Source organism: Micromonospora sicca, from assembly GCF_003172935.1.
In the GTDB taxonomy this organism is placed as follows: domain Bacteria; phylum Actinomycetota; class Actinomycetes; order Mycobacteriales; family Micromonosporaceae; genus Micromonospora; species Micromonospora sicca.
The window spans coordinates 48,404-65,743 of sequence record NZ_QGKS01000254.1 but is presented as its reverse complement, the minus strand read 5'-3'; the positions used below and the strand labels follow the sequence as shown (position 1 = coordinate 65,743).

Below are 17,340 nucleotides of genomic sequence, written 5' to 3'. Positions count from 1 at the left end.
ACCCGCGGTGACCGCCACGTCGTGGCTGGTCGCCGACCTGGACAGCGGCGCGGTGCTCGGCGGCTGCGGCCCGCACGAGTACGGGGTTCCGGCCAGCGTGCAGAAGCTGCTGCTGGCCGCCACGATGCTGCCCCGGTTGGACCCCTGGCAGGAGGTCACCGTGACGGCGGAGGACCTGGCCATCGAGCCGGGCAGCTCCGCGGTCGGCCTGGCCGAGGGCGGCCGGTACCGGATCGAGACGATCTGGCTGGGCCTGCTGCTCAAGTCCGGCAACGAGGCGGCCAACGCGCTGGCCCGGCTCGGCGGCGGCGCGGGCGGCCAGGCCGGCGGGATCCGCGCCATGAACGAGCAGGCGCGGCTGCTCGGCGCCCTCCAGACCCACGCGGTGACGCCGTCGGGCCTGGACGGTCCGGGCCAGTTCACCAGCGCGTACGACCTGGCGCTGATCTTCCGGGCCTGCTTCGCCGATCCGGCCTTCCGCCGGTACACGGCGACCCGCACCGCCGAGATCCCCGGCCAGCCGGCCCTGCGCGAGAAGCCCTTCCAGATCCAGAACGACAACCAGCTGCTGTACCGGTATCCGGGCGCGCTGGGCGGCAAGACCGGGTTCACCGACCTCGCCCGGCACACGTACGTGGGCGCGGCCGAGCGCAACGGCCGGCGGCTGGTGGTGACCGTGCTCGGCGCGGAGATCCCCACCCAGCGGGGTTGGCAGCAGGGTGCGGCGCTGCTCGACTGGGGCTTCGGGCTGCGGCGGGACGTCGCCGTCGGCCGGCTGGTCCGCCCCGGCGAGCTGACCGCCGCCAGCGCCGCGCCGACCGGCACGGTGCCGCCGTCGGCCCTCGCCGGCGGGGCCGGCCTGCACGGCGCCCCGGCCGGCGCCGCCACGCCCTGGGCCGGGATCGGTCCGCTCCTCGGGTTCGGTGCGGTGCTGGTGGCCGGCGGAACCGTGCTGATCACGCGGCGTCGCCGGCACGCCGTGCGGACCAGCTCGGCCATGACCGGCCAGGGCGGGTAGCTCCGCTCCGGCCGAGCCGTACGTGCCGGGTCTGCGAGTTGGCCCGTCGCCGCCGAGGTGGGTCCGGTAGACAGGCAGCGTGAGTAGCGTGAGCAGCGGGAGACGAGCGTGCGGCGCGGCCCGGCGTACTGCTCGGCACCTGGCGGTCGTGCTCGTCGCCGTGGCAGCCGTCGACGCGGGCTGCCAGCAACCCGGGCCGCAGGCCCCGGCGGACTTCGTGGCGCTCTCCGACGTCGACCCGAGCATCCACAGCGACATCCGGTACGCCACCGCGCACAACTTCGTCGGTCGTCCGATCGCCGGCTACCCCGAGGCGCTCTGCCTGCTCACCCGTGCGGCGGCGGAGGCCCTGCGCCGGGTGCAGGCCGCCGCGCTCGCCCAGCGGCGCAGCCTGAAGGTGTACGACTGCTACCGCCCGCAGCGGGCCGCCGACGACTTCGTGGCCTGGGCGAAGGTGCCGGGGGAGCAGCAGATGAAGGCCGAGTTCTATCCCGACGAGGCCAAGTCGAAGCTCTTCGCCGACGGGTACATCGGCGCGCCGACCGCGCACAGCCGGGGCAGCACCCTCGACCTCACCCTGGTCCCCGTCCCGCCGCCCACCCAGCCCGGGTACGTGCCGGGACAGCCGCTGGTCGCCTGCACCGCGCCGCCGGGGCGGCGGTTCCCCGACAACTCGGTCGACATGGGCACCGGGTTCGACTGCTTCGACCCGCGCGCGCACACCGCCGACCCGCGGATCACCGGGGACGCCCGGGCGAACCGGGAGCTGCTGCGGCGGCTGATGACCGCCCAGGGATTCGAGAACTATCCGCGGGAGTGGTGGCACTACCGCCTCACCGCCGAGCCGTACCCGACGACGTACTTCGACTTCCCGGTGGCCCGGTCGTCACTGCGGTGAGCGCCGTCCCGGCCGGGCGCCCGGCCGGGACGGCGCCCGGTCAGAGGATGCCGCGGGCGACGAACGCCGCCCGGGTCGCCGACGCGGCGGTCGACCCGTAGAGCCGCTGCGCGGCGGCGACCGTGGCCAGCGCCGCGTCCCGGAACGAGGTGTCCGCGGCGAAGTCGAACTGCGCCTCCACGATCAGCGTGGTGGCCGCGCGGTCGCCCAGCGCGGTGCGGATGTCCCACAGCGCGCGGGACCAGATCTCGCCGTCGGCGTGCACCTCGCCCCGCATGTCCTGCGGGTAGACCTTGGTGCCGTCGAGTCGGCGCAGGCAGTGCGGGGCGGTACGGGTGTAGGAGACCGAGTCCCAGTCGGCCACGCAGGCCTCCGGGGTCCTCGTCGGCGTGCCGGTCGCCCAGCTGGTCACCACGACCGCCAGGTAGTCGCCGAACGCCTCGCCGATGGAGCCGGACTCGAGGTTCGTACCGAAGCCGGGCACCTGCCCGTCCTGCACCGAGTGGCCGTACTCGTGGACGATCACCTCGGCGTCCTCGGCGTCGTCCACGCCGCCCTTGCCCAGGGTGATGTTGGCCTTGTCCTCGCGGAAGAACGAGTTGTCGCCGCCGTACTGGTCGATGCGCAGCTCGATCTGCCGCTGGTTGACCGGCCGCAGCGTGCTGCCGAAGCCGAGCGACTGCAGGTACGCCTGGGCGGTGTTCACCCAGTGGTAGCCCATGACCTGCTCGAACTGGTCGGCGTCGCGGTGCCACCCCGGATACCCGCCGTCGACGGCCCGGGCCGGCGTGCCGGTCTTGCTCTTCACCGCGACGTACTTCCCGGTGAGGGTGCCGGAACCGTCCAGGTTGGTCAGCAGCACCGACCGGTACGCGCCGGCCAGCGCCGGGTAGTCGGCGTCCTTCGCGTCGGTCAGGCCCTGGTCGCCGAGCTGCTGCACCGGGTTCGGGGCGAAGACCGTGGCGGTGGCGCTGTGCCCGTACGGGTCGCCGGCGGCCTGGACGGTCGTGCCGCCGGCGACCAGCGCCGCGGTGACCACCGAGGCGACCAGCGCGGAACGTCTGATGTGGGGGTGCATCAACATGATCCCTTCAGCGGTGGATCGATCCGCTGAGACTAGGCTCCCCGGCGAACCCTGCCAAGCCTCGACGGGCCGGCCAGCAGCCCTCCCGTCGTCCCAGGAAGGACCCCTCGTGGAGACCGAACGGATCGGCCCGCCCCTGCTGGCGGGGGAGCGCGAGACGCTGCGCGTCTTCCTCGACTTCCACCGGGCCACGCTGGCCCTCAAGTGCGCGGGCCTCAGCGACGAGGAGCTGCGCCGGCAGTCCTCCCCGCCCTCGACGCTGTCGCTGCTCGGGCTGGTCCGGCACATGGCAGAGGTGGAGCGTGCCTGGTTCCGCCGCGTGATCAACGCCGAGGACGTCCCGCTGGTCTGGTCGGAGAGCGGCGACTACCAGGAGGCGTACGACGCGACCGGGGCCAGCCGGTCCGAGGCGTTCGAGGCCTGGCAGCGGGAGGTCGAGCACGCCCGCCGCATCGAGCGGGAGGCGGAGTCGCTGGACGTGACCGGCCACCAGGTCCGCTGGGGTGAGGACGTGTCGCTGCGGCTGGTGATGCTGCACATGATGCACGAGTACGCCCGGCACAACGGGCACGCCGACTTCCTCCGCGAGGCGATCGACGGCACCGTCGGCGTCTAGCCCTCCGGCGCCGGACGTTCAGCGGCCGGCGGCCGGTCGCGCCGCAGTGGCAGCCAGGCCAGCACGTCCTGGATCTTCGCGTCCCAGTACGCCCAGTCGTGCGCGCCGGGGGAGAAGTCCACGGTGAGCGGCACCCCGCGCCGCCGGGCCGTCTCGACGAAGCGGGTGTTGTCCTCGTACAGGAAGTCCTCGGTGCCGCAGGCGACGTAGAGCGCGGGCAGGTCGTCGCCGGCGCGCTCCAGCAGCGCGACCGTGTCGTCGTCGGTGCCGGGCACCTGCCGGTCGTCCCAGACGGTGTGCCAGACCGCCGGGTCCACCGGCCTGGTCGGGTGCTCCCGCCGCTCGGCCACGTCGAGCGCGCCGGAGAGGCTGGCCGCCGCCGCGAACCGCCCCGGCTCGCGCAGCGCCCACTTCACCGCCCCGTAGCCGCCCATCGACAGCCCGGCGACGAAGGTGTCCTCCCGCCGGTCGGAGAGCCGGAAGAACGATCGGCACACCTCGGGCAGTTCGGCGCTGAGGAAGGTCCAGTACCGGTTGCCGTGCTTCTCGTCGGTGTAGAAGCTGCGGTCGGCGTTCGGCATCACCACGGCCAGCCCGAGCGGCGCGACGTACCGCTCGATCGAGGTGCGGCGGGTCCAGATCGTGTCGTCGTCGGTCAGGCCGTGCAGCAGGTAGAGCACGGGCGGGTCGCCCGCGGCGGGGTTGCCGGCCATGCCGATCCCGGACGAGGTCCGCTCCGGCAGGAGCACCGTCATCGAGGTGCCCATGCCCAGCGCTTCGGAGAAGAAGTCACACCGTACGAGGGCCATGCCCGCCGATGCTAGGCGAGCCGGCCCGGGGCCGCTCCCGCCGGCCGGTCAGAGCGCGTACCGGAGCTGCCGCAGATCGACCGCGACGGCGCTCGTGGCGTCCGTGGCCGCGACCAGGGCCGGCGTCCAGGTGTCAACGGCGTTCCGCCCCATTCGCGGATGAATCGACCGTTCCTATTGCCCTGGCCGTCCAGGAGGGACAGGATGGCCACACGCGCGCCGGAAACCTCCGTGAAACCTGCGCGCTGCTGGTCTCTGTCACGAGGAAGTGGGAGTCAGTCATGAGCGACGTGTCGACGGCGCTGGGTGTGCGCCTCTACCCCGACCTGGTCGAACGGGGCGGGCTGGCGTCCGGGCTCGGCGCGACGGCCGCTCAGCACCAGCTCGACGTCGGCCGCGTGTCCGCCCCCGAGCAGGGTCGCAGCCGCTTCACCTGCGCCGAGCTGACCTCCGAACGGGGCACCGTCTGCGTCGGACTGGGCTCCCAGGCCCGATACTTCATGATCGACATCAGGGTGGCGGGGGAGGTCCAGGCCCGGGGCGACTGCACCGACCTGGTCCAGGTCGTCCAGGTGGCCGCCGCCTGGCGGGCCGGCGCGACCCTCGCCGACCTCACCACGCGCTTCCCCTTCATGGAGCGGGTCACGGTCCGCCCCACGGTCGGCCAGGCCCAGTAGCGGCCGCAGCGGGCCGGCCTCGCGGGCGAGCCTGCGTGGGCGGCCCGCGAAAAGAGTCGGACCCCGGTCGTAGCGTGCGGTCAAGCGCGCCGACGACGAGAGGGACCGATCATGCTGCGAGGACTCGCCACCGTCAGCTTCTGGGCCGACGACCTGCCGGCCGCCCGCGCCTGGTACGCCGACCTGCTCGCCCTCGAGCCCTACTTCGAACGGTCCGGCCCGGACGGGAGCCCCGCCTACTACGAGTTCCGCCTGGGTGACCACCAGGACGAGCTGGGCCTGATCGACCGGCGCTTCGCGCCGCCCGGCGCGGCCGACCGGCCCGGCGGGGCGATCGTCTACTGGCACGTCGACGACGTGACCGCCGCCTTCGACCGCCTGCTGGCCGCCGGGGCCGCGGTGCACGACCCGCCGCGCGAACGGGGCCACGGCTTCGTCACCGCCTCGGTCGTCGACCCGTTCGGCAACGTGCTCGGCGTGATGACCAACCCGCACCACGTCCAGACGCACGGGCTGGCGAAATAACGACAATCAGCGGGCCCCTCCGCCGGCGCATCCCAGCGCCGAATCCCCCGCCGCAACGGCCCCCGCACCGCGCCAACCGCCCACCCGGACGGGTTAATCGGTTGCCGGCCCCGGGGCCGGCTGCTGCAATCCGACCAGGAAAGACCGAGCAGAGGAGCCAGGCAATGCGCGCAGCGTCCATGTCCCACCAGAAGGGAATCACCACCTACCCAGAGGACATGACGCTGCGTGAAGACGTTGAACTTGGGAATCCTGGCACATGTCGACGCCGGTAAGACGAGCCTGACGGAGCGGCTGCTGCACAGCGCCGGCGTCATCGACGAGCTCGGCAGCGTCGACGACGGCAGCACCCGCACCGACACGATGGAGCTGGAACGGCAGCGCGGCATCACCATCCGTTCCGCCGTGGTCTCCTTCGTCGTCGACGGGGTCACCGTCAACCTCATCGACACCCCCGGCCACCCGGACTTCATCGCCGAGGTCGAGCGGGTGCTCGGCGTGCTCGACGGCGCGGTGTTGGTCGTCTCCGCGGTCGAGGGCGTCCAGGCCCAGACCCGGGTGCTGATGCGGACGCTGCAACGGCTGCGCATCCCCACCCTGATCTTCGTCAACAAGGTCGACCGGGCCGGCGCCGACCCGGAGCGGGTGCTGCGCCAGATCGCCGAGAAGCTGACGCCGGACGTGGTCGCGACCGTACGGGTCGAGGACCGCGGCACCCCGGCCGCCCGCACCATCCCGCGCGGGCCCGACGAGCCCGCGTTCACCGACCGGCTCGTCGACCTGCTCTCCGCGCACGACGACGCGCTGCTCGCCGCGTACGTCGAGGACGAGCGCGCGGTGACCGGGCACCGGCTGCGCCGGGCGCTCGCCGTGCAGACCCGCCGGGCGCGGGTACACCCGGTCTTCGCCGGCTCGGCGATCACCGGGGCCGGCGTCGAGCCGCTCATCGCCGGCCTCGTCGAGCTGCTGCCGGCGGCGGAGGGCGACGAGGCCGCCCCGCTGTGCGGCACGGTCTTCAAGGTCGAGCGCGGACCGGCCGGCGAGAAGATCGCGTACGCCCGGATCTTCACCGGCGCCCTGCGGGTCCGCGACCGGGTCCCGTTCCGGCGGGACGCGGCGGCCAAGGTCACCGCGATCAGTGTCTTCGAGGCCGGTACCGCCCTGCCGGCCCCCGCGGTGGGCGCCGGCCGGATCGCCCGGGTGTGGGGTCTGGCCGACGTCCGGGTCGGCGACTTCCTCGGTACGCCGCCCGCCCGGCCGGCCGGCCGCCACCACTTCTCCCCGCCGACCCTGGAGACCGTGGTGGTGCCGTGCCGCGCCGCCGAGCGGGCGGCCCTGCACTCGGCCCTCGCCCAGCTCGCCGAGCAGGACCCGCTGATCAACCTGCGGCAGGACGACATCCGGCAGGAGATCGCCGTGTCGCTCTACGGCGAGGTGCAGAAGGAGGTCATCCAGGCCACCCTCGCCGACGAGTACGGCGTGCGGGTCGACTTCCGGGAGACCACCACCGTCTGCGTGGAACGCCCGGTCGGGGTCGGCGCCGCCGTGGAGTGGATCGGCAGGGAGCCGAACCCGTTCCTCGCCACCGTGGGGCTGCGGATCGAACCGGGCCCCCTCGACAGCGGGGTGGAGTTCCGCCTCGGCATCGAACTCGGCTCGATGCCGCTGGCCTTCCTCAAGGCCATCGAGGAGACGGTCCGGGAGACCCTGCGTCAGGGCCTGCGCGGCTGGGCGGTGATCGACTGCGTGGTCACCCTGACCCACGGCGGGTACTGGGCCCGGCAGAGCCACTCGCACGGGGTGTTCGACAAGAGCATGTCCAGCACCGCCGGGGACTTCCGCAACCTGACCCCGCTGGTCCTGATGGACGCCCTCACCCGGGCCGGCACCCGGGTGCACGAGCCGATGCACCGGTTCCGCCTGGACGTGCCGGCGGATCTGTTCGGCGCGGTGCTGCCGGTGCTCGCCGGGCTCGGTGCGGTGCCCCGCGGCTCCACGCTGCGCGGCTCGTCGTACCCGGTGGAGGGAGAGGTGCCGGCCGGCCGGGTGCACGCCCTGGAGCAGCGCCTGCCGTCGCTGACCCGGGGCGAGGGGATGCTGGAGTCGGAGTTCGACCACTACCGGCCGGTGCGTGGGCCGGTGCCGAGCCGGCCGCGCTGGGACCACAACCCGCTCAACCGCAAGGACTACCTGCTGGCGGTGGCGCGCCGGGTCACCGGAGCGGTCCAGGACGGGTGACCGCCGTACTGCGGCCCTGGCGGTCACCGGCCGGTGTCCTCCGGCGGGGTCCGTTCCCGGCCGGCGGCGGCGACGACCGGACCGGGCGGCGTCGGGGGCTCGGCGGTGACCAGCGGGCGCAACGCGGTACGACCCGTCGCGGTGACCAGCCGGGTGGTGAACGGGCGGGCGAGCAGCACGACGAGGACCGCGACCACGGCGCCGAGGAGCAGGCCGACGAGGACATCGTGCGGGTAGTGCGCGGCGATGTAGATCCGGGAGAAGCCCATCGCCAGCGCGGCGACCGCGGTGACCAGGCCGAGTCGTCGGGACACGAACCACAGCGCGGCGGCCGCGGCGCCCGCCATCACCGAGTGGTCGGAGGGGAACGAGAAATCGGTGCTGCGGGTGGCGAGCACGAGGATGTCCGGGTGGCTGGTGTAGGGGCGGGCCTCGTGGAACGCCGACACGAACGGCTGGTTCACGGCCACCGCCAGCAGGGTCGCCACCGGGGCGAGGACGGCCGCCGCCACCCGGTCCGCCTCGCTCGTGCGCCGGGCGTACCACCAGCCGGCCAGCATGATGGCGGCGAAGAGCACCACGCCGAATGCCGCGTAGCCAGTCACCGCGGCATGCAGCCAGGGGGTGGCCACCGCGAACCGGTTGACCTCGTCGAACAGCCCGACGTCCATCCCGCTCCCCGTCGTCGAGTGACACCTACAATGTTTGTAGGTCAGAGCTTACTACTACAAGATTTGTAGTTGATGGGGGACGGGTGGAGAGCAGACGCCGCCGGCACGGCGACCTGGAACACGAGATCCTGGCGGCGCTCGCCGCCGCGGACGCGCCGCTCACCCCGGCGACGGTCCGGGAGCGCCTCGACGCCGGGCTGGCCTACAACACCGTCACCACGGTGCTGGCCCGCCTGCACGGCAAGGGGCGCGTCACCCGCCACCCGGCCGGGCGCGCCTACGCCTACCAGGCGGTACGCGACCGTGCCCAGGTGACCGCCCACCAGATGCGTCGGCTGCTCGACGACGACGACACCGACCGCTCGGCCGTCCTGACCCGCTTCGTCGGCTCGCTCACGCCGGAGGACGAGGCGCTGCTGGTCACCCTGCTCCAACGGACCGAGCCGGACTCATGATCGTCGCCCTGGGGGTGGTGCTGGCGTCCGCCGTCGCCTACGCCTGCTGCGGCCCATGGCTGAGCCGTACCCTCCGACCCGCCCTCGCCGTGCGGCTCCTCGCGCCGACAGGCCTCCTCGTCACCTCGGCGCTCTGGTTCGCCGCCGCGGTCGTCGCCGCCACCTGGATCGGCCAGGACGCCGAGATCGCCGCGGCCGGCGCCTGGTCGGTCCAGGCGCTGCGGTCGCAGGCTCCCGTGCCCTGGCCGGTCTCGGCCGCCGCCCTGCTCGCCCTCGCCGCCGCGGCCGCCCGCACCGCCGTCTTCCTCATCCGCCGGACCCGGGCGATGCGCGCCGCGCACCGCGACTGCGGCCGACTCGGCGAACCCGGCTCCCTCGTGGTGCTCGACACCGACACTCCCGACGCCTTCACCACCCCCGAGGCCACCGGCCGCATCGTGGTCACCCGCGGCATGCTGCGCGCCCTCGCCCCCGACGAACGCGCCGCACTGCTCGCCCACGAGGGATCTCACCTGTCCCACCGGCACGCCTGGTGGATCACCGCGGTCGACCTGGCCGCCACGGCCAACCCGTCACTCGCCCCCACCGCCCGGACGCTGCGCAACGCCGTCGAACGGTGGGCCGACGAGGACGCCGCCGCCCGACTCGGGGACCGCCGGCTGGTCGCCCGCGCCCTGGCCCGGGCCGCCCTGGCCCGACGGCGCCACCCCGGCGACCTCCTGACCGCCGCGACCGGGGGCGACGTCCCGAATCGGGTACGGGCCCTGCTCGACCCGCCCACCCCGCGACGTGGCCCGGCCGTCGCCGTGCTCGCCCTGGTCCTCGCCGCGCTGACCCTGGGCGCCGCGACCGTCCAGCACCAGGGCGAACGCGTCTTCGAACGCGCGGAGCTCGCTCACTCGCAGCGCGGGTAGCGGGCCCGCACCGCGTCGACGCAGCTGTCCCGGGAGGTCGGTCCCCCGAAGCGGAGCCGGTCGTACCCGGTGAACGCCGGCTCCAGCGCGTCCAGCTCGTCGACCAGCGCGTGCAGCCGCGCCGACCGACCGCCGACCCGGCGTCCGGCTCGTCCGGTTCGACATGCATGGTCACCTGCCGGCGGACCTGTGTGAGTTGGAGGGTCCGCCGGCCGTGGCGCGGCAGGTGAGCCTGGCTGCGGCCGATCGGCAACAGGTCGTCGTCGACCGGGTCGACGGCCGTATGGTGCGGGTGTGGGCGCAGCTCCCGATGTGCCCGGCGCCGGCCGCATACCGCGACTGGGTGTGGCATGCCTTCGACGTGGTGCTGCCGGCGACCGTGCCCGCCGGGGTGAAAGTGTGCACGCCGACGCTGCGGCCCGGCGACGGCAAAGTTCGCGTTGACCTGCCCTGCCAGACCCCGCACACCCCGCCGCCGGTGGACGGCCACACGCGTGCCCTGGGTGTCGACTGGGGGGTGAACACCCTGCTGACCGCCACCGTGGCCGACCTCGACCGGGACGGCTCCGTTGTCGTGCAGGGCGCCCGTTGCGGTTCGACGCGACCGGTGTGTCGGCGAAACTGGTGCGGCTACGCCGCCACCGCGAACACCTCAAAACCAAAGCCGACCATCTGACGCGGCTGCGTGACGGCCGGCCCACCCACAACCCTGCCGCAGCGGCATTGAATGCGAAGCTTGCCCTCCTAGAGGCTGAGCATTCGGCGGTGTGCGCCCGAATCCGGCATCTCAACAACGCTCTTGCCTGGTCGGCGGCGCGGTGGCTCGTCGACCACGCCACCGCGGTCGGCGCCACCGCCATCTACATCGAGGACCTCGCCACACTCGAGGCGCATGGCCGGTCACGCAGCCTCAACCGGCGACTGTCTGGTGCGGTGCGCGGCACCGTGTTCACCGCCATCGCCCACCTTGCCGCGAAAGCAGGCATCGCCGTCGTCACTGTCCCGGCGCGTGGCACATCATCGGGCTGTCCCCGCTGCGGGGCTGTGGTCAAACACGTCAAAACACCGCAGGGGCGCGTGGCCGGGTACCGGTGGGCCACCTGCTCGTGTGGCCTGTCGATGGACCGTGACCACGCCGCGTCGCAGCGGATCGCCGCCCGGGGCCTCGCCAACCAGCCCAAAACCCGCCGCGGCCGTAACGGCAATACCGCGATCCGGACCGCCACCGACACACCGGTCCGTCACCGGACGCGTCGACCAACCCGAGCCGCCACGATCAGGCCGGTGCGGGACCGACGCAAGACGGTACCTACCCCGAGGCAGGTCCGACCTGCAGCGGTCAAGACTTCACGCCTGCTGCCCTTGCGACGGCAGGTTCCCGCCCCGGCAGAACCCCCACCGGGAACTGCCGGCAAGCGTCCGGCGGGACGGACACCCCAGGAGACCCAGCCGTCAGGGCGGGTTCGCCAGGTGCCGTACACGGTTCCCACCACCGCTCCGCGACACCCACACCGGGTTCGCGGGGCCGTCCTCGGCCGCGGCTTCCACCGCCACGTGCACGCCACCCCGATCATCAACCGGGACGGAAGTACCGGCAGGGAGTCTGGCTCGCTGAGGATCACATAGGAAACCAGAGACGCTACGGCCGCGATCCTTCGGCGCCTACCGAACCATCCGCACGAATATCCATTGCGGTGTCCCGAGGGGCCGCCTACCTTCATGGGGCAACGTCAACCGGATCAACCCAGGGAGTACGCCGTGACGCAGCATCTGCGCACCGAAGCCCCGCGGCCCATGCCGCGCGGTGGTGCCTCGCTGCCCACCGGCGAGCGAGGCCTGGGTCGCTGCCGGCAGCAGCGGTGGCAATCGGGGTGGCGGCGCTACTAGCGCCAGCGCGACACGCGCAGCCGCCCGCCCCCGCTCAGGGACCGGGCGGCTTTTTCGTCACCCCACTCCCGCCCAGGGGCGTAGCTCAACCCGGTAGAGCACCGGATTCCCAAAAATCCGACGGTTGCAGGTTCGAATCCTGTCGCCCCTGCTCGAATGTCCCGGCCCCGGCCGGCGACGTCGCTCCTTCTCAACTCCACAGTGGATGGCATGAGCACAACCCCGGCCGACGCCCCGACGCGTCGGCCGGGGCGACACATCCGGGGCGGGTTTCCTACCGTCCCACGGGCCGTTGGAGCAATTGGCAGCTCACCCGGTTCTCAGCCGGGCGGTTACGGGTTCGAGTCCCGTACGGCCTACGTCCGTCCCGCCCGGGACGACCACGCGGTTGTAGCGCAGTCAGGTAGCGCGTCACCTCGCCATGGTGAAGATCGCCGGTTCGAATCCGGCCAGCCGCTCGAACACCCCCCGACACGAGGAGACGACGATGGGTTTCACCCCGCTGGCCGGCACCCGGGCGCCGGTACGGGTCTGGACCGACCCGTACGGCATCGAGCCGCAGGCCGCGCAGCAGCTGCGCAACATCGGCGCACTGCCCTGGGTGCAGGGCGTCGCCGTCATGCCGGACGTGCACTTCGGCAAGGGCGCCACCGTCGGATCGGTCATCGCGATGCGGCAGGCCGTCTCGCCGGCCGCGGTCGGCGTCGACATCGGCTGCGGCATGTCCGCCGTGCGGACCTCGCTCACCGCGGCCGACCTGCCCGACGACCTCGCCCCGCTGCGTTCGGCCATCGAGGCGACCATCCCGGTCGGGTTCGCCAAGCGCGACGACCCGGTCGACCCGCGCCGGGTCCGGGGCCTGGCACACGCCGGCTGGGACGCGTTCTGGCGGCGCTTCGGTGAGCTGGACCGGAAGGTCGCGCAGCTGGAGCACCGGGCCCAGCACCAGCTGGGCACCCTCGGTGGCGGCAACCACTTCATCGAGGTCTGCGTCGAGCAGGGCGGCCCGGACGACGGGCAGGTCTGGCTGATGCTGCACTCCGGTTCCCGCAACATCGGCAAGGAGTTGGCCGAGCGGCACATGGCGGTGGCCCGCGGGCTGCCGCACAACGTCGACCTGCCCGACCGGGACCTCGCGGTGTTCCTCGCCGGCACGCCGGAGATGGACGCCTACCGCCGGGACCTCTTCTGGGCCCAGGAGTACGCCCGGCGCAACCGGGAGGTCATGCTCGCCCTGCTCTGCGGCGTGGTCCGGGACCAGTTCCCGCACGTCTCGTACGGCGAGCCGATCTCTTGTCACCACAACTATGTGGCCGAGGAGACGTACGACGGCGTGGACGTGCTGGTGACCCGGAAGGGCGCCATCCGCGCCGGCCGGGGGGACCTGGGCATCATCCCGGGGTCGATGGGCACCGGCTCGTACATCGTGCGCGGCAAGGGCAACCCGGACGCGTACTGCTCGGCCTCGCACGGGGCCGGGCGGCGGATGTCGCGGGGGCAGGCGAAGCGGACGTACAGCACCGCGGACCTGGTCCGGCAGACCGCCGGCGTCGAGTGCCGCAAGGACGCCGGGGTGGTCGACGAGATCCCCGGCGCGTACAAGGACATCACCAAGGTGATGGCGCAGCAGGACGACCTGGTCGAGGTGGTCGCGCACCTCAAGCAGGTGGTCTGCGTGAAGGGTTAGACCGACCGGCGCCCGAGGGGGGCGCCGGTCGTACGCCCCGGTGGCTCAGCGGAAAGAGCGCCGCTCTACGGAAGCGGAGAGCCCAGGTTCGAATCCTGGTCGGGGCACGGTCCGCATCCGCGACGGCGGAGCGGAACCTTTGCGAGCTGGTGCAGTCGGCAGCACACCCGTCTCTGGAACGGGAGAGGGAAGTTCGAGTCTTCCGCTCGCAGCACGAGCCCTCGTGGCCCAACTGGCAGAGGCGGCGGCATGAGGTGTCGCAGGTTGCGCGTTCGAATCGCGCCGAGGGTACGCAGTGTGTTCACCCCCGGGTAGCCCAACTGGCAGGAGGCACGGTTTTCAGGAAGCCGACAGTGTGCGTTCGAATCGCACCCCGGGTACGCGAATGGCGCGGTGGACGAAGTGGGAGAGTCGCCCGACGGCCGGGGGGGCCAGGGCCCGGGCGAGCCACGGGTCGAGTTGCGAGCCACGCGGCTCGCACCGTTGCGGCGGCGCGACGGGTCGCCCGGGCGACGTCAGCTCAGGTCGCGGAACCGCTGGAGGATGATGATGACGAACGCGACGAGCAGCGGCGCGGCGACCATGTCGAGGATCCGGAGCAGGGCCCAGACTCGGCGAGTTGAGATCGTGGATCCGCTGGAGAAGGATGATGGCGAACGCGAAGAGCAGCCGGTAACCGATAAGTGAACAGAAGGTCGGGCATGCCACGTTTATCCTGGCCAAGTGACGTCTTTCCGCAGGACCCGCGTAGCAGTCTGGCACAAGAGGCAGCCGCGTGATCACGAAGCGGTGAAGTCACCTCCTCCATTGCTGCGGTTTAGGCGCCGGTTTATCGCCATGGGAATGGCACTGTTCGTCGTCGCTGTCGGGTTGGGGCCACAGTCCTCCTGCGGTCCTGCCGAACCTATAGAGCAGAGCTCTAGTCAGCCGCTCGCCGACGGCTTCGAGGGTGAGTCGCTAGACTCCGACTCCTGGGGCACCTGCCACTGGTGGGGATGCACCATCGCCTCGAACAAAGAGCTTCAGTGGTACGAGCCGGCGCAGGTGACGGTGGCGGACGGGGTCCTGTACCTCACCGCGGAGGCGGTTCCCGTCGAAAGCCCCGACGGCGAACGGTTCCAGTACCGGTCCGGGATGATCAGCTCCGGTCCTTCGGAGCGGCGGGGCGAGCCGCGGTTCGCGTTCACCTACGGCGCGGTCGAGGCTCGACTTCGGGTGCCGGCCGGGAAGGGCCTCTGGTCCGCGCTCTGGATGCTCCCCGCCTTCCGTGACTCCCGACCCGAAATCGACATCGTCGAAGTGCTGGGCAGCAATACGCGGAAGAGCTATCAGTCACTCCACCGACGGGATCGGAAGAGCGAGCCCCTCGCACACACGGAGCGAAACGCCGACCTCGCGGACGGCTGGCATGTCTACCGGTTGGAGTGGCTGCCGGGGAAGCTGCGTTGGTATCTCGACGGAAAACTGATCTTCACGGTCAAGGGCGACGAGGTGCCCGACGAGCCTATGTACGTCGTGGCCAATCTGGCGGTGGGCGGTCGGTGGCCCGGCTCTCCGAACAACTCGACGCAATTCCCCGCGTCGCTAGCCATCGACTACATCCAGATCAGGCCAGCCCTTCGCTGATGGCTCTCTGCCGGCGCATGTGCTTGCTGGCGCCACGACCGCAGATCAGACCGACCTGGACGCGCCCGCGGGTGAGTTGTCGTTGCCCCTGCGGGGGAGTGTGACGCCGAGGACAGCGACAGCCGCCAGGACAAGGAATCCTCGCTCGACGGACCAGAGCCGCAGCAGGGCCATGCCCTCGCCGACGACGACCAGGAGACAGAGGCTGATTGTGATGGCGATCGACAAGGTATCTGCGGCGTCGGCGAGACGGAGCCGCGATGCCCAACCCAGTCCGGGCACCACCACGGCGAAGGCCAGCACCACCGGGAGTCGTGCCGGGCTGGTGGCTCCGAAGACCACGAACGCGGTCGTGAGCGCCGTCGCGACGACGACCACGAAAGACAGTGCTAGACGTCGCATCATCTGCCGTTCCCGTTCTCTGCCAGGGTGAAGACCACGGCGTCGCCCGTGTCTACGACGATCCGGAAGCGAGGTGACGCCCGGAGCGCCTGTTCGACCCGGTCAAGGGAGCCCGCCGGCATGGGCCCGATCAGGTCGTTGGCGACCTTCTGGCCCCTCGTTATCAGGATGTAGTTCGGCTTGTCGGATGTTCCGGCGGCAAGCCACCGGGACAGCCTCTCCGCCGGGTCGGCCAGCACCCGATCCCGGCTCTCCGGCGGCTCATTGGCTATCGAGAGATGGGTGAGCTTCTCGTAGTTCCGGAACCGCTGGGGAAAGTTGCGCGAACCGACGACGATGAGGGAGTTCGGTTCCGCGTTCTGGTACAACCACGCAGTCGTTCTCACCTCTGCCGGCGTGAAGTAGTTCTGCGTGTCCTTGCCGAAGTAGGCCAGCAGAAATCCGGGCAGCAATGCCACGGTGAGGAGACCGCCCAGCACCACCCGGCGAGTCCGCGCCCGGTCGGTTGCGTCGGGATAGACCGCCAGTGCGGCGAAGTAGGCCATGAACGGGCCGGTGAACAGGATGACCCGGAAGAGCACCTCACCGCCGTATTCGGTGACGGCGAGCAGCAGCATCGGACTGAGCAGCAGCAGCAGGGCGGCCGAGTCGAGCCGGCGCCGTCGCCTCGCCCGGTAGATGCCGATCGCGGCCACGGCCAGCCCCACCGCTGTGATGAAGCGCCCGGCGTAGCTCACCAGCACCTGGCCGTCACGGACGTCCGCCGACTTTTCGAGCGTGTCGACGCCGTTCTGCACCGGCTCGCCGATGTTCAGACCGCTGAGGTTGTCGATCGTGTAGCCGCGGGCCACGACAAGCGCCCACCCGACTGTCAGCCCCACGGCCAGCACGGGGACGTACCAGCCTCGCGCTCTGCGGAAACCGAAGACCGTGAGCAGCCCGAGCACCATCATGAGCGGGGTTATCTGATGGCTTGAGGCGATCACTCCCATGATGAGGACCATGACCGGCAGAGCCGCCCGCACTCTCATAGCGGCCGCGAGAGGTGCGACCACCTCCACTACGTCGGCTCGCCGGCGTCGGAAGGCACGCAGAACCAGCCCCATCAGGACCAGATAGAGCGGGAACGCCAGGCCCTGCGGCGAGAAGTAGTCCAGGCCCAACCAGGACGTCAGGAAGAACAGCCAGAGCCCCAGCCAGACCACCCGGCGATCGTCGGTCATCGAGCGCATCAGGAAGCGGGCCGCCAGCAGGTTGAACAGGTTGAACGCCAACTGCGTCCACGTCGCCAAGGGCAGTAGATATGACCGGTCCGCCATGTCCGTGAGCAGGGCGGTCCCGGCGAAGAATCCGGGCCAGCTGTGGTACACCGGCAGATTGGAGATCGTCGTGTCGACACTCCCCGTCCGCAGGATGTAGTCGATGATCCCGATGTGCTTCCACGCCCAGGCGTATCGAAGCGTCCCGAACAGAGCGGCCGGGGTCGCGTGGATGAAGCCGATGAACGCCACCAGGTGCACGGCGAGGAGCCACTCGGCGGCTGAACGTCGCAGCGCACGAAAGAACCCGACGGCGAGAACGACCAGGGCTGCGATCATCGGCACCGTGAAGAGCGAGACCAGACCGATGTCCGTCATGGCGCGGGGGTCGACGTTCCGGAGGCCGATGATCCACAGTGTTATGGCGAGAAGCACGGTGGCGAGGGCCTGGACGGCAAACCCCCATCGGGGGCCGATCCCCGTGCTGAAAGCCTGCCCGGCGGAGCCAACACCGGAGCCGGCGGACGACAGCTGACCGAGGTCCTCCAGCTCACCGCGTGGCTTTGTGGACACC

18 protein-coding genes and 7 tRNA genes are annotated in these 17,340 nt (G+C 71.6%); 19 read left to right on the top strand and 6 right to left on the bottom strand.

All coding sequences use genetic code 11. The annotated features are described in order from the left end of the window. Both DKT69_RS19350 and DKT69_RS19345 read left to right on the top strand, forming a co-directional pair. Positions 1 to 1,018, top strand: a 1,018-nt coding sequence (locus DKT69_RS19350; protein WP_109802931.1) for a D-alanyl-D-alanine carboxypeptidase family protein, incomplete at its 5' end; no start/stop codon positions are given. Positions 1,019 to 1,106: 88 nt separating this feature from the next. Next, positions 1,107 to 1,916 (top strand): M15 family metallopeptidase, encoded by an 810-nt coding sequence (locus DKT69_RS19345; RefSeq protein WP_109802923.1) that lies wholly within the window; start codon positions 1,107 to 1,109, stop codon positions 1,914 to 1,916. Positions 1,917 to 1,956: 40 nt separating this feature from the next. On the opposite strand, the gene DKT69_RS19340 is transcribed toward DKT69_RS19345, so the two are convergent. Further along, positions 1,957 to 2,994: a M36 family metallopeptidase gene (locus tag DKT69_RS19340; protein ID WP_109802930.1), complete on the bottom strand. Its 1,038-nt coding sequence runs from the start codon at positions 2,992 to 2,994 to the stop codon at positions 1,957 to 1,959. A gap of 115 nt (positions 2,995 to 3,109) precedes the next feature. Between DKT69_RS19340 and DKT69_RS19335 the strand changes: the two genes are divergently transcribed. Continuing rightward, the gene (locus DKT69_RS19335; RefSeq protein ID WP_109802922.1) at positions 3,110 to 3,616 is read left to right on the top strand and encodes a DinB family protein; all 507 of its coding nucleotides are present in this window, start codon (positions 3,110 to 3,112) and stop codon (positions 3,614 to 3,616) included. On the opposite strand, the gene DKT69_RS19330 is transcribed toward DKT69_RS19335, so the two are convergent. Continuing rightward, positions 3,613 to 4,425 (bottom strand): alpha/beta hydrolase, encoded by an 813-nt coding sequence (locus DKT69_RS19330; protein WP_109802921.1) that lies wholly within the window; start codon positions 4,423 to 4,425, stop codon positions 3,613 to 3,615. The genes DKT69_RS19335 and DKT69_RS19330 overlap by 4 nt on opposite strands. Before the next feature lie 281 nt (positions 4,426 to 4,706). Here DKT69_RS19330 and DKT69_RS19325 point away from each other — a divergent pair, with 281 nt between their 5' ends. The 3 genes from DKT69_RS19325 to DKT69_RS19315 all read left to right on the top strand — a co-directional run bounded on the left by DKT69_RS19325 (position 4,707) and on the right by DKT69_RS19315 (position 7,865). Next, positions 4,707 to 5,102, top strand: a complete 396-nt coding sequence (locus tag DKT69_RS19325) for a hypothetical protein (RefSeq protein ID WP_109802920.1) — start codon at positions 4,707 to 4,709, stop codon at positions 5,100 to 5,102. A 111-nt stretch (positions 5,103 to 5,213) separates the two neighbouring features. After that, positions 5,214 to 5,627, top strand: coding sequence for a VOC family protein (locus DKT69_RS19320; RefSeq protein WP_109802919.1), 414 nt, complete (start codon positions 5,214 to 5,216; stop codon positions 5,625 to 5,627). A gap of 228 nt (positions 5,628 to 5,855) precedes the next feature. Next, complete coding sequence (locus tag DKT69_RS19315; RefSeq protein WP_109802918.1) at positions 5,856 to 7,865, top strand: elongation factor G; 2,010 nt, start codon at positions 5,856 to 5,858, stop codon at positions 7,863 to 7,865. A 23-nt stretch (positions 7,866 to 7,888) separates the two neighbouring features. On the opposite strand, the gene DKT69_RS19310 is transcribed toward DKT69_RS19315, so the two are convergent. Then, positions 7,889 to 8,536 carry a phosphatase PAP2 family protein gene (locus DKT69_RS19310; protein WP_109802917.1) on the bottom strand — a complete coding sequence of 216 codons (648 nt, stop codon included), beginning with the start codon at positions 8,534 to 8,536 and terminating at the stop codon, positions 7,889 to 7,891. A gap of 83 nt (positions 8,537 to 8,619) precedes the next feature. Here DKT69_RS19310 and DKT69_RS19305 point away from each other — a divergent pair, with 83 nt between their 5' ends. Next, entirely contained in the window at positions 8,620 to 8,991 is a 372-nt protein-coding gene (locus DKT69_RS19305) for a BlaI/MecI/CopY family transcriptional regulator (RefSeq protein WP_109802916.1), read from the top strand. Beyond that, a complete protein-coding gene (locus DKT69_RS19300) occupies positions 8,988 to 9,905 on the top strand; it encodes a M56 family metallopeptidase (RefSeq protein ID WP_109802915.1) in 918 nt (305 codons plus the stop codon). The genes DKT69_RS19305 and DKT69_RS19300 overlap by 4 nt, the downstream gene beginning before the upstream one ends. On the opposite strand, the gene DKT69_RS41130 is transcribed toward DKT69_RS19300, so the two are convergent. Continuing rightward, positions 9,887 to 10,237, bottom strand: a complete 351-nt coding sequence (locus DKT69_RS41130; RefSeq protein ID WP_109802914.1) for a DUF6058 family natural product biosynthesis protein — start codon at positions 10,235 to 10,237, stop codon at positions 9,887 to 9,889. The genes DKT69_RS19300 and DKT69_RS41130 overlap by 19 nt on opposite strands. Here DKT69_RS41130 and DKT69_RS38405 point away from each other — a divergent pair. From DKT69_RS38405 to DKT69_RS19245, 11 genes are all read left to right on the top strand, one after another. Then, positions 10,120 to 10,581 carry a hypothetical protein gene (locus DKT69_RS38405; RefSeq protein ID WP_201749738.1) on the top strand — a complete coding sequence of 154 codons (462 nt, stop codon included), beginning with the start codon at positions 10,120 to 10,122 and terminating at the stop codon, positions 10,579 to 10,581. The two genes, DKT69_RS41130 and DKT69_RS38405, sit on opposite strands and share 118 nt — an antisense overlap. Beyond that, on the top strand, positions 10,494 to 11,531 hold the full coding sequence (locus DKT69_RS19290; protein ID WP_161557888.1) for a zinc ribbon domain-containing protein: 1,038 nt from the start codon (positions 10,494 to 10,496) through the stop codon (positions 11,529 to 11,531). The genes DKT69_RS38405 and DKT69_RS19290 overlap by 88 nt, the downstream gene beginning before the upstream one ends. A 335-nt stretch (positions 11,532 to 11,866) precedes the next feature. Continuing rightward, positions 11,867 to 11,943: transfer RNA gene (locus tag DKT69_RS19285), tRNA-OTHER, on the top strand. A 135-nt stretch (positions 11,944 to 12,078) separates the two neighbouring features. Continuing rightward, positions 12,079 to 12,151: transfer RNA gene (locus DKT69_RS19280), tRNA-Glu, on the top strand. Positions 12,152 to 12,176: 25 nt separating this feature from the next. Then, positions 12,177 to 12,250, top strand: a tRNA-Gly gene (locus DKT69_RS19275). A gap of 29 nt (positions 12,251 to 12,279) precedes the next feature. Continuing rightward, entirely contained in the window at positions 12,280 to 13,479 is a 1,200-nt protein-coding gene (locus DKT69_RS19270) for an RtcB family protein (protein ID WP_109802929.1), read from the top strand. A 34-nt stretch (positions 13,480 to 13,513) separates the two neighbouring features. Beyond that, positions 13,514 to 13,586, top strand: a tRNA-Arg gene (locus DKT69_RS19265). A 33-nt stretch (positions 13,587 to 13,619) separates the two neighbouring features. Then, positions 13,620 to 13,691 (top strand) — tRNA-Gln (locus tag DKT69_RS19260). 5 nt (positions 13,692 to 13,696) lie between these two features. Continuing rightward, a tRNA-Leu gene (locus tag DKT69_RS19255) sits at positions 13,697 to 13,770 on the top strand. A gap of 14 nt (positions 13,771 to 13,784) precedes the next feature. Next, positions 13,785 to 13,859, top strand: a tRNA-Leu gene (locus DKT69_RS19250). A 463-nt stretch (positions 13,860 to 14,322) separates the two neighbouring features. Beyond that, the gene (locus DKT69_RS19245; protein WP_161557887.1) at positions 14,323 to 15,105 is read left to right on the top strand and encodes a glycoside hydrolase family 16 protein; all 783 of its coding nucleotides are present in this window, start codon (positions 14,323 to 14,325) and stop codon (positions 15,103 to 15,105) included. A gap of 45 nt (positions 15,106 to 15,150) precedes the next feature. Here the strand turns inward: DKT69_RS19245 and DKT69_RS19240 are convergent, their stop codons facing one another. After that, positions 15,151 to 15,483 carry a hypothetical protein gene (locus DKT69_RS19240; protein ID WP_109802911.1) on the bottom strand — a complete coding sequence of 111 codons (333 nt, stop codon included), beginning with the start codon at positions 15,481 to 15,483 and terminating at the stop codon, positions 15,151 to 15,153. Positions 15,484 to 15,506: 23 nt separating this feature from the next. Beyond that, the gene (locus tag DKT69_RS19235) at positions 15,507 to 17,339 is read right to left on the bottom strand and encodes a hypothetical protein (protein ID WP_109802910.1); all 1,833 of its coding nucleotides are present in this window, start codon (positions 17,337 to 17,339) and stop codon (positions 15,507 to 15,509) included. Position 17,340 lies beyond the last annotated feature (1 nt).